12 protein-coding genes (1 of these 12 running past the window's edge) are annotated in these 10479 nt (G+C 73.1%); 4 read left to right on the forward strand and 8 right to left on the reverse strand.

The window, feature by feature from the left end; genetic code table 11:
* The first annotated feature begins 13 nt into the window (after window positions 1-13).
* Window positions 14-1714: a putative bifunctional diguanylate cyclase/phosphodiesterase gene (locus tag J2S42_RS34390; protein ID WP_307246012.1), complete on the forward strand. Its 1701-nt coding sequence runs from the start codon at window positions 14-16 to the stop codon at window positions 1712-1714.
* A gap of 75 nt (window positions 1715-1789) precedes the next feature.
* A complete protein-coding gene (locus tag J2S42_RS34395; protein ID WP_307246014.1) occupies window positions 1790-2635 on the forward strand; it encodes an LLM class F420-dependent oxidoreductase in 846 nt (281 codons plus the stop codon).
* Between the two features lie 239 nt (window positions 2636-2874).
* Here J2S42_RS34395 and J2S42_RS34400 read toward each other — a convergent pair whose 3' ends face one another.
* The 3 genes from J2S42_RS34400 to J2S42_RS34410 are packed head-to-tail and all read right to left on the reverse strand — an operon-like array spanning window position 2875 to window position 6246.
* Window positions 2875-4293: an ATP-binding protein gene (locus J2S42_RS34400; protein WP_307246017.1), complete on the reverse strand. Its 1419-nt coding sequence runs from the start codon at window positions 4291-4293 to the stop codon at window positions 2875-2877.
* Window positions 4290-5948, reverse strand: a complete 1659-nt coding sequence (locus tag J2S42_RS34405) for an NAD(P)/FAD-dependent oxidoreductase (protein ID WP_307246019.1) — start codon at window positions 5946-5948, stop codon at window positions 4290-4292. The genes J2S42_RS34400 and J2S42_RS34405 overlap by 4 nt, the downstream gene beginning before the upstream one ends.
* Before the next feature lie 34 nt (window positions 5949-5982).
* Window positions 5983-6246 (reverse strand): UBP-type zinc finger domain-containing protein, encoded by a 264-nt coding sequence (locus J2S42_RS34410; protein WP_307246021.1) that lies wholly within the window; start codon window positions 6244-6246, stop codon window positions 5983-5985.
* A 120-nt stretch (window positions 6247-6366) separates the two neighbouring features.
* Here J2S42_RS34410 and J2S42_RS34415 point away from each other — a divergent pair, with 120 nt between their 5' ends.
* Complete coding sequence (locus J2S42_RS34415) at window positions 6367-7002, forward strand: DUF1707 SHOCT-like domain-containing protein (RefSeq protein WP_307246023.1); 636 nt, start codon at window positions 6367-6369, stop codon at window positions 7000-7002.
* Here the strand turns inward: J2S42_RS34415 and J2S42_RS34420 are convergent.
* Genes J2S42_RS34420 through J2S42_RS34430 form a run of 3 tightly spaced genes read right to left on the reverse strand, consistent with a single transcriptional unit; the run spans window position 6999 to window position 8852 of the window.
* Window positions 6999-7487 (reverse strand): hypothetical protein, encoded by a 489-nt coding sequence (locus J2S42_RS34420; RefSeq protein ID WP_307246025.1) that lies wholly within the window; start codon window positions 7485-7487, stop codon window positions 6999-7001. The genes J2S42_RS34415 and J2S42_RS34420 overlap by 4 nt on opposite strands.
* Window positions 7484-8011: an SAM-dependent methyltransferase gene (locus J2S42_RS34425; protein WP_307246026.1), complete on the reverse strand. Its 528-nt coding sequence runs from the start codon at window positions 8009-8011 to the stop codon at window positions 7484-7486. The genes J2S42_RS34420 and J2S42_RS34425 overlap by 4 nt, the downstream gene beginning before the upstream one ends.
* A 37-nt stretch (window positions 8012-8048) precedes the next feature.
* A complete protein-coding gene (locus J2S42_RS34430) occupies window positions 8049-8852 on the reverse strand; it encodes a zf-HC2 domain-containing protein (RefSeq protein WP_307246028.1) in 804 nt (267 codons plus the stop codon).
* Between the two features lie 110 nt (window positions 8853-8962).
* On the opposite strand from J2S42_RS34430, the gene J2S42_RS34435 reads away from it, so the two are divergent.
* Window positions 8963-9532 carry a sigma-70 family RNA polymerase sigma factor gene (locus tag J2S42_RS34435; protein WP_307246030.1) on the forward strand — a complete coding sequence of 190 codons (570 nt, stop codon included), beginning with the start codon at window positions 8963-8965 and terminating at the stop codon, window positions 9530-9532.
* 1 nt (window position 9533) lies between these two features.
* On the opposite strand, the gene J2S42_RS34440 is transcribed toward J2S42_RS34435, so the two are convergent.
* Window positions 9534-10058 (reverse strand): GAF domain-containing protein, encoded by a 525-nt coding sequence (locus J2S42_RS34440; protein ID WP_307246032.1) that lies wholly within the window; start codon window positions 10056-10058, stop codon window positions 9534-9536.
* A gap of 209 nt (window positions 10059-10267) precedes the next feature.
* Window positions 10268-10479 carry the final stretch of a YdeI/OmpD-associated family protein gene (locus J2S42_RS34445; protein ID WP_307246033.1) on the reverse strand. 226 nt of this gene lie beyond the right edge of the window, so 212 of the gene's 438 nt are visible here — the last part of the coding sequence; the start codon falls outside the window, past its right edge; the stop codon is at window positions 10268-10270.

Consider the following 10479-nt stretch of genomic DNA (forward strand, 5'->3'; position numbering starts at 1 on the left):
GAAAGGTCGGCTCATGTGGCAACCCGATGAGACGGCGGATCTCGTCCGTCTCGCGCACGCGTGGACGCGTGCGATAACGGCTGCCACCTTCGTGCCCGGCCCGCGCCGCCGCGCGCTCGACCTGCTGGAGTCGTTCACGGTCCGGCTGGCGGACGCGCTGGTCGACGAGCCGTTCGACGCGGACGCCGGCTACCGCGTGGGCCAGGAGCTGGTCGACGCGCGGATCGCCGGCCCGGCCGTGCTCGGCGAGACGATCGCGGTGCTCACGCCGGGCCTGCTGGCCCGGACCAGCACACCCACCCGGGTCGGCGCGCTGCTCGGCCGGCTCTCCACCGGGTTCACCGAGACGCTGCGCGAACGCGGCGCGCACGCGACCGAGAGCCTGCGCCGCGCGGTCGACGAGATGCGGCGCCGGGAGGAGGCCGGCATTCAGCGCCGGCTGACGAACACGCTGCTGTACGACCAGCTGACCGGCCTGCCGAACCGGGCGAAGCTGCTCGACGGCCTCGCCTCGGTGATCGGCAACGCGCTGCCCGGCGAGCGCGTCGGCCTCTGCCTGCTGGACGTGGACCGGTTCACCGCGGTCACCGACACGATGGGCCCGGAGCGCGGCGACGACCTGCTGCGCCTGGTCGCCCGGAAACTGCGCGCGGTCGCCCACCGGCACCGCTACTACCTGCACCACATCGGCAGCGACCGGTTCGCCGCGGTGATCACCGGGACGGCCGGGCCGAACGACCTGATCAAGGCGGCCGACCTGCTGCTCCGCGCGCTGACCGACCCGTACGTGACGGACGGCCACGCCGTGCCGATCACCGGCCGGGCCGGGATCGCGGAGACCACGGCAGCGGACGCCACCCCGGAGTCGCTGCTGCGCGCGGCCACGATCGCGCTCGGCTGGGCGGGGCAGCCCGGCTCCGGCCCGGTCGCGGTCTTCGACCCGGACCGCAACCGCGTCCACGTCCGCCGCCACGAGCTGACCGCGGCCATGCCGGGCGCGCTCGACGACGGCCAGTTCCTGCTGCACTTCCAGCCGGTCGTCGACCTGCTCGACCATCGGACCGCCGGAGTGGAGGCGCTGGCCCGCTGGCGGCTGCCGGCCACCGGCCTGCTCCCGCCCGCCGACTTCGTGCCCCTGGCCGAGCGGACCGGCCTGATCCGCCCGCTCGGCGCGCACCTGCTGGAGCTGGCCTGCGCCCGCGGCGCGGAGTGGCATCCCTCCGGCGTGTTCGTCAGCGTGAACCTGTCCCCGGTCCAGCTGGCCGATCCGGGCCTGGTCGCGGCGGTCGCGGCCGCGCTGGACCGCACCGGGCTGCTGCCGTCCCGGCTGCAACTGGAGCTGACCGGCGGTGCCGGGCCGGGCGGGCAGCGGGAGACCCTGCGCGGCCTTGCCGACCTGGGGGTGCGGCTGGCCGTCGACGACTTCGGCGCCGGTTTCGCCGGACTGGCCGATCTGGCGGAGCTGCCGATCAGCGCGGTCAAGCTCGCGCCCCGGTTCCTGCACGGGCTGGACCGGCCGGGCCCCGCGGACGAGCCGGCGCTGCTGGCCGGCGTGATCCGGCTCTGCCACGACCTGGGCGTGACGGTCACCGCGGTCGGTGTCGAGACGGAGGCGCAGGCTGCGGCGCTGCGCCGGCTCGGCTGCGACTTCGGGCAGGGATTCCGCTTCGCCCGGCCGGCACCGGCGTCGGACATCACACGCCTGCTCGGGTGACGCGCCGAAATCCGGGTACGACGATGATCCGGTGGCCTACCGGCCACATCGAATAACGTCGAATCGGGAGGCACGATGACGGTACGGCTGGGATCGTTCGGCATCTGGAGCCGGGAAGCGCTCTGGACCGGTGCGGACGCCGCGGACGCCGCGACCGAACTTGAGGAGATCGGCCTCGGCACGCTGTGGCTCGGCGGCGCGTCCGGCACGCTCCAGGTGCCGGAACGGCTGCTCGACGCGACCACCACGCTCACGGTCGCGACCGGCATCGTCTCCATCTGGGAGACGGCGGCGGACGACCTCGCGGCCGCGTACCGCCGGGTCACCGAGCGGCACCCGGACGAGCGTCTGCTGGTCGGCATCGGCAACAGTCACAGCCTGCTGGTCAACTCGCGCGGCGGCAGCTATGACCGGCCGGTCGCCCGGACGATCGCGTTCCTGGACCTGCTGGACGTCCCGAAGGAGCACCGTGCGCTGGCCGCGCTCGGACCGCGCATGCTGGGCATCGCGGCGGAGCGGACGCTCGGCACGCACCCGTACCTGACCACGCCCGAGCACACCGCGCAGGCCCGCGCGCTGCTCGGCAAGGACGTGCTGATCGCGCCGGAGCAGGGCGTGGTGCTGGAGGCGGACCCGGCGAAGGCGCGGGAGCTGGCCCGTGGCGCGCTGCGGATGTACCTGGCCCTGGAGAACTACACGAACAACTTCCGCCGGCTGGGCTTCACCGACGAGGACCTGGCGGACGGCGGCAGCGACCGGCTGATCGACGCGCTCTTCGCCTGGGGCACGGACGAGGCGGTGGCGGCCCGGCTGCGGGAACACCTGGACGCCGGCGCGGACCACGTCTGCGCTCAGATCATCACGGCCGACCCGGACACGCTGCCCCGCGCGGAATGGCGCCGCCTCGCGGCCGTGCTGTAGCCGGGGGAAGGCAGGCCGGGGTTTTCCGGACCACCGCGGAACCGGCAGGGAGGCCGCCCGCGGCCGACCGGTGCCCGCGGGAGCACTGGGGACCCCGCCCCGCCGGAAGCGGGAAGACCCGCCACGCCGGAAGCGGGAAGACCCGCCACGCCGGAAGCGGGAAGACCCGCCACGCCGGAAGCGGGAAGAAAGGTGTCCAAGGCCTTTCCTCGCTTCCGGCGAGGCCGTGCGAGAGCGGTCTACGCGCCCGGACGGGGCGTCAGGGGGAGATAGACGCGGAAGCGGGTGTCGCCCGGCTTCGACGTGACGCGGATGTCGCCGCCGTGCTTGTTGACCACGATCCGGTACGAGATGTCCAGGCCCAGCCCGGTGCCCTCGCCGACCGGCTTGGTGGTGAAGAACGGTTCGAAGATGCGGCTCATGTTCTCCGCCGGGATGCCGTGGCCGGTGTCGCCGATCTCGACGACCACGCAGTCGGCCTCACGCTCCGTCCTGATCGACAGCGTGCCGCTGTCGCCCATCGCGCCGATCGCGTTGTCCAGCAGGTTCGTCCAGACCTGGTTCAGCTCGGCCGCGTAGGCGGGGACCGGCGGCAGCGTCTTGTCCACGTCCTTGACCAGTGTGATGCCCGGCGGGATCTTGGACTTGATCATGGTGAGCGTGGCCCAGAGCAGTTCGTGCACGTCGACCGTCTGGTACGGCGCGCGGTCCAGCTGCGAGTACTGCTTGGTGGCCTTGACCAGGCCGGAGATGCGGCGGACGGCGTCGTCGATCTCCTTCATCAGCAGTTCCGTGTCGACCGTGTAGGTGATGTAGCGGACGGCCAGTTCGGCGTAGTCGTCGCCGACCGCGGCGGTGACCCGGGACAGCCACTCGGCGTCGATGTCGCCGGCGACCAGCGTGCCGGCCAGGTCCCAGCCGCCCTCGACGCCGTGGTCCTCCAGCCAGTCGCCGAGTTCGTCCTCCGCGTCGGAGGTGGCGAGCGGCGACATCTCCTCGGCGTGCGCGGCCCGCTTGACCGCGTCGTCCTGGAAGCGGACCAGTTCGTGCAGCCGGGAGCCGTCCAGGCGGCCGTCGGCGATCCTCGCGAGTTTGTCCCGCATGCCGGCGACCCGGCCGCGCAGCGCCTCGGTGGCGCGGACCGCGGCGGCGGCGGGATTGTTCAGCTCGTGGGTCAGGCCGGCGGAGAGCGCGCCGAGCGCGAGCAGGCGCTGGCGCTCGCCGACCACGGTGCTGACCGCGCGCTGGCCGACGAACAGGCCCTCCAGCAGGTGCACGGCCATCGGGAACCAGTCGCGCATGATCCCGGCGAACGTCTCCGCGGGCAGCACCCACAGCTTCAGGCCGGTGACCGCCTGCATGCTGTGCGGGTACGTGTGCTCGCTGGTCTCGCCCACGTACGCCCGGGTCGCGCCCGCGTACGAACCGCGCTGATCGCTCCGGGTGAACTCGACCTGATCGCCGTTGACCAGCGCGGTCAGCGACACCGTGCCCTCCAGGAGCACGTAGAAGCAGGTGGCCGGCTCGCCCTCGCGGAACACCGTCTCGCGCGCGGCCGCGGTCTCCACCGTGCCGTGCTCGGCCAGCCAGGCCAGCTTCTCGTTGTCCAGCTTCTCGAACAGGAAGAGCTCGCGCAGCTCCTCCACCGTCAGTTTCACTGCGCCTCCAGGTATCGGTGGATCACGGAGACCGCCATCGCGCCCTCGCCGACCGCGGACGCCACCCGCTTCACCGACTCCGCCCGTACGTCACCGGCCGCGAACACGCCCGGCATGCTCGACTCCAGGTGGTACGGGTCGCGGGGCAGCGTCCAGCCGTGCGGCCGGGCCCCGTCGGTGATCAGCGACGGGCCGGTCACGATGTAGCCGCGCTCGTCCCGGGAGACCGCGCCGTCCAGCCAGTCCGTCCGCGGCTCCGCGCCGATGAAGATGAACATCCAGGACGTCTCGACGGTACGGGTCGCGCCGGTCGGCATGTCGCGCAGCGTGAGGCGCTCCAGGTGCTCGTCGCCCTCCGCCGAGACGATCTCGGTGCACGGGTGCACCACGATCTTCTCGTTCTCCTCGATCTGCTCGATCAGGTAGCTGGACATCGACTTCGTCAGGTCCGGCGCCCGGATGACCATGTGCACGCGCGCGGCGTACCGGGAGAAGTAGAGCGCGGCCTGCCCGGCCGAGTTCGCGCCGCCCACGATGTAGACGTCGCTGCCGGTGCAGGACGGCGCCTCGGTCGCGGCGGAGCCGTAGAACACCCCGCGCCCGGTCAGCTCGGTGAGGCCCGGCGCATCCAGCAGCCGGTACGACACGCCGGTGGCCAGCACGACGGTGTGCGCCGCGATCTTCGTACCGTCGTGGAAGTGCAGCACCCGGGTCGGTCCGGCCGCCTCCAGCCCGGTCACCTCGCGCGTGCTGAGCAGCTCCGCGCCGAACTTCAGCGCCTGCCGCCGCGCCCGGTCGGTCAGCTGCGCGCCGGAGACACCGTCCGGGAAGCCCAGGTAGTTCTCGATCCGGCTGGACTGCCCGGCCTGCCCGCCGGTGGCCCGCTGCTCGATCAGCACCGTGCGCAGCCCCTCGGACGCGCCGTAGACGGCCGCGCCCAGCCCGGCCGGACCGGCGCCGACCACGACCAGGTCGTAGAAGTCCGACGCCGGGGTGGTGGACATGCCCACGCTGCCGGCCAGCTCCGCGGTGGACGGCTTGACCAGCGTCTTGCCCTCCGGCGTGATGACGATCGGCACGTCCTCCTCGGTCACGCCGGCGGCCGTCATCAGCCGCTTGCCCTCCGGGTCGTCGCACAGGTGCCACCGGTACGGCACCAGGTTGCGGGCCAGGAAGTCACGCACCTTGAACGACGCCTCGGACCAGCGGTGGCCGATCACCCGGGTCTCCGTCGACGCGGCCTCCGGCGTCGCCAGCCACGCCTCGAGCAGGCTGTCCAGCACCGGGTAGAGCTTCTCCTCCGGCGGGTCCCACGGCTTCAGCAGGTAGTGATCGAGGTCCACGATGTTGATCGCGTCGATCGCGGCGCTGGTGTCCGCGTACGCGGTGAGCAGCACCCGCCGGGCGCGCGGGAACAGGTCCATCGCCTGCTCCAGGAACTGGATGCCGTTCATGTGCGGCATCCGGTAGTCGGCCAGTAGCACGGCGACCTGATCGCCGCGCAGCTTCAGCTCGCGCAGCGCCGCAAGCGCCGACTCACCCGAGTCGGCGCGGACCACCCGGTAGCGGTCGCCGAACCGGCGGCGGATGTCCCGCGCGACCGCGCGGGACACCGCCGGATCGTCGTCCACGGTCAGGATCGCGGAGTTCACCATGGGCCCAATCCCAGCATGCCGAGGTTACGAGCGGTCACTTCTGCGCACCGACCTGGTCGACGAAGCACCAGCGCCACGTCTCGCCCGGCTCGATCGACTTCATGACCGGGTGCTGGGTGGCGTGGAAGTGCGCGGTGGCGTGCTTGCCCGGTGACGAGTCGCAGCAGCCCACGCGCCCGCAGCTGAGACATTCGCGCAGGTGCACCCAGTCGTGCCGGCCGTTGGCGAGGCAGTCCTGGCACCCCTCGTCGCTCTGCGGCGGCGGCGCGTCGGTCAGAGCGAGGTGTTCACACTTCAACGAGACTCCCGGAGTCGAACATTTTCCGCCAAGTCTGCCCGCCCACGCGCCCGGCCGCCATATGCGGCATCACGCATCGGTCCGCCCGTCCATATTGTCGGCGCCCCCTAAGCTGTCGGCGTGAGCGACCTCCTGCCCGAGCCGGTGGATCCCCGGCAGCTGCGCGCGTCCGACTCCGACCGTGAGCGCGTGGCGGAGGTGTTGCGCGCCGCCGCCTCCGACGGCCGGCTCGACCTGCACGAGCTGGACGAGCGGCTCGGCCTGGTCTACTCGGCCCGCACGTACGGTGAGCTGGAGCCGTTGACCCGGGACCTGCCGCTGGTCGTGGCCACCCCGGCGAACACGGTGCCGGACGGGAACGTGCCGTTGTCCCGCGGCGGTTTCGCGCTGATGAGCCGGTTCGTGCGCCGGGGCCGGTGGGCGGTCGGCCGCGTCTTCTCCTGCCTGGCGTTCTGGGGCGGTGGCACGATCGACCTGCGCGACGCCTACTTCGCCGAGGGCAGCACCCGCATCAACGCGTTCGCGGTCATGGGCGGCGTCGAGGTGATCGTCCCCGAGGACGCGAACGTGCACGTCACCGGCCTGGCCATCATGGGCGGCTTCGACCACGGGGCGAACGGCGCGGGCGCTCCCGGCGCACCGACCGTGGTGGTCAGCGGCTTCGCGTTCTGGGGCGGCGTGGAGATCAAACGCCGCGCGTCGGACGCCGAGATCAAGCGCCGCAAGCTGGAGAAGAAGCGGCTCAAGGGAGCCTAGAGGACGTCCTCGGCACCGCTGATGTCCTCCACGCCCACCGGCCGGTCCCGGTCGAAGGTCACGATGATGCCGTACGGATCGCAGATCGGGATGCTGCCCTCGGCGAACCGCATGTCCCACTCGTCACCGGCCCGGAACAGCAGCTCCGGGCCGGAGAGCGGCAGCTCGTGCGGCTCCAGCGCCTCGTACGCCGCCAGGTCGTCGTCGCTCAGCCCGAAGTACCCCGGATCGGTCAGCAGCGCCGCGTGCAGATAGGCGAGCGCCGCGTGCACGTAGCCGGCCAGGTTCCGCACCACCCCGCGGATCAGCTCCAGGTCGGTCCCGTCCGGGAAGTCCGGCTCGTCCCCCTGGCGCAGCACGTAGACCCGGACGTTCCGGTCACCCGACCACGCCACCGGCGGCGCGTCCGCCTCCCAGCACCGGACCCCCTCGACCGCCGCCGCCACCTCGAACGGAGGCAGCCCCGCCACCGTCACCGCGCTCATCCCGACTCCCTCGCATAGTGCGACCGCACCGAGGGCTGCCCGGTGTAGCCGGCCCCCGCGCGATCGTCCGCCCCGAGATACCGATAGGGCAGCGACGCCGTCCCGGGACCACGCCTGATGATGCGCCGGCGCCGCGCGTCGTACTCGAATCCCGCCGCCCGCAGATCCCGCCGCAGCGCCCCCGGGTCGCCGGTCACCACCTCGGCCAGATCGAGGTCCGCGACCAGCAACGGCCGGCCGGGCGGCGCGGGCGTGAAGAACTCCACCAGGTCCACGCCGACCAGCGTGACGTCACGGTCCCCGAACGCGGCCGCGGCCTCGGCCAGCGCCCGCCCACTGCCACAACAAAGATCCAGCCACGAGGGTACGGACGAACGCGCGCGCAACCGTTCCACCGGGTCGAAACCCAGCTCCTTGGCGTAGCTGTTCGCGCCACGCAGGCCGCGCAGCCGGTTCATCGCATTGTTCGCTACCACCGGCGACGCCTCCAGCGCCGCGTCGGCCAGCAGCTGATCGGCGTCCACGGCGGACAGTCAACCAGGCCCGCGGCCGGATGTCCGCTCAGGCCGCGCGCCGGTCGGCGGCCGGGCCGGTCATCGCGGTGGCGCCGCCGGGCAGCAGACGGAGGCGCTGCGGGCCGGCCGGGAGGTCCGGCTCCGCGTCGAGCGGGAGGCGCCACCGGGAACGGCCGTCGGTGCGGCCGGCCGGCGGTTCGCCCGGGTCCAGGCCGCGGCGGGTGAGCGCGACCACCACCAGGTACCCGGCCAGCACCAGGCCGTGGCTGACCAGGCGGATCGGCTCGACCCGGCCGGCGAACAGGTCGCTCGCGGACAGCAGCACCAGCACCGAGACGAAGACGGTCAGCGTGGGCAGGATGCCGCCCGGCCGGCCGCGGCGCAGCGCGATCCAGGCGAAGCCCGCGCCGAGCGCGAGGTTCCACGCGGCGGACTCGTTCAGCAGATGGTTCGGGCTGGCGCCGCCGACGCCGGTGTGCAGGTGCTGCACGGCCGCGATGCCGGAGATCTGCGCGACCCCCAGCACGAACTGGCCGGCGCCGAGCAGGCCGAGCAGCACGCGCAGCGCCGGGACCAGCGCCCGCCGGGTACCGGCCGGCATCGCAGGCGGCCGGAGGAACCGGCGGCGCGGCGCGGGCAGCGCGTCCAGCACCGAGTCGTCCACGCCCGCGAACGGGGTACCGCCACCGCCGAGCAGGCCGGCCATCCGGGTCACCAGCGCGGCGTCGTCCGCGTACGCCCGGCAGCCGGCGCAGCCGTCCAGGTGCCGGTCGAGCGCGTCGTCCGGCCCGGTCTCCTCGCCGTCGAGGCGCGCGGAGATCGCGTCCCGGAACGTCTCACAGCCGCTCATGCCCCACCGTCCCTCGATGCCGTCCGTTCACACCCATAGTCGCGCACGCCCCGGGAGAAGTTCCCGTCGCGGTGCGGACGCGCCCGGCCCGACCGGGTAGCCTGCCAGCCATGCATACCAGCGGGCCGGACGAGGCGGAGCTGACCACCTGGGCGTTGCGCGCCGGCAAGGGCGACCGGGCGGCCGCGTCCGACTTCGTCCGCGCCACCCAGCAGGGCGTGCACCGATTCCTGGCGCACCTGGTCAGCCCCGGCGAGGCGGAGGACCTGGCGCAGGAGACGTACCTACGGGCGATGCGCGCGCTGCCGTCGTTCGCGGCCCGCTCGTCCGCGCGCACCTGGCTGCTGGCGATCGCCCGCCGCGTCGCCGCCGACCACATCCGGTCCGTGGTGGCCCGCCCGCGTACCGCCGCGCTGGAGAACTGGGAGCTGGCCGCGGACGCGGCGGCGCCGGCGGCGGACGTGGCCGACGGCGTGGTCCTCGACCACCTGCTGCGCGGCCTCGACCCGGAGCGGCGCGAGGCGTTCGTGGCCACGCAGGTGCTCGGCCTCAGTTATCAGGAGGCGGCCGAGGTGTGCGGCTGCCCGATCGGCACGATCCGCTCCCGCGTCGCCCGCGCCCGCGAGGACCTGGTCACCGCGCTCGGCCACCGCCGCGCGGCGCACCGGGCCACGAGCTGAGTCAGCCCAGCGCACCGCGGATCGCCATCAGGCGCAGTTCCAGCTCGTCCGCCACGATCTCGGCCAGGTACTCCAGCGACCGAAGGTGCTTCTCGTCCGGCTCGCGCGGCTTCCGGTCGATCACGTTGACCGTGCCCAGACGGAAACCGTCGCGGGTACGGATCGGCGCGGCCGCGTAGAACCGCAGTCCCAGGTCGCCGGTGACCAGCGGGTGCGCCACGGTCCGCGGATCCTTCACCGCGTTCCGCACCACGTAGACGCCGTCCTGGCCGATCGCGGACGCACACAGGCCCGGCTCGGCCCCGATCTCCCGCACCGGCAGTCCGTAGCACGCGGCCAGCCAGACCCGGTTCTCCTCGACCATCGTCACCGACGCGATCGGCGTGTCCACGATGGTCGCCGCGATGTATGCGATCCGGTCGTAGGCGGGTTCGGTCGGCCGGTCGACCAGCTGATACCGGCGTACCGCGGCGAGTCTTGCCTGCTTCGCAGGGGTGCTGTCGAGGTACTCGTAGGTGTCGACCACGAAAACCACCCATTGCTCGACGTCTATTTACCGGCGGATCCCCGCTACCGCCGATGCTAGCGGCCGGGGTGAATGCGCGGAACTCGCCATGGCCCCGGAAGTGCAAATTGCATTTTCGGGCTGTCGCGACGTCGACCCGATCGGCGGACCGTGACCTCGGCGTGCTGGCCGCGTCCGTCGGCTACCGGCGCGGTACGGCGCGGCGTTGCTCAGCCCCGCAGCGTCTCGATGGCCTTGGCGACCCGGCGGGCCCGGGTCGCCGCGGTCTTCGCGTCCGCGATCGGCTCCGCCAGCGCGCGTTTCCGGCTGTAGGAGAGCGCCTCGAACGCGGCCTTCGCGTCCGGGGCGGCGGCCAGCGCGGCCGCGAGGTCGTCCGGCACCGCGACCTCGCGCGGCGCCGAGTCCAGTTCCAGGCCGACCG

Source organism: Catenuloplanes indicus (assembly GCF_030813715.1).
Taxonomy (GTDB): domain Bacteria; phylum Actinomycetota; class Actinomycetes; order Mycobacteriales; family Micromonosporaceae; genus Catenuloplanes; species Catenuloplanes indicus.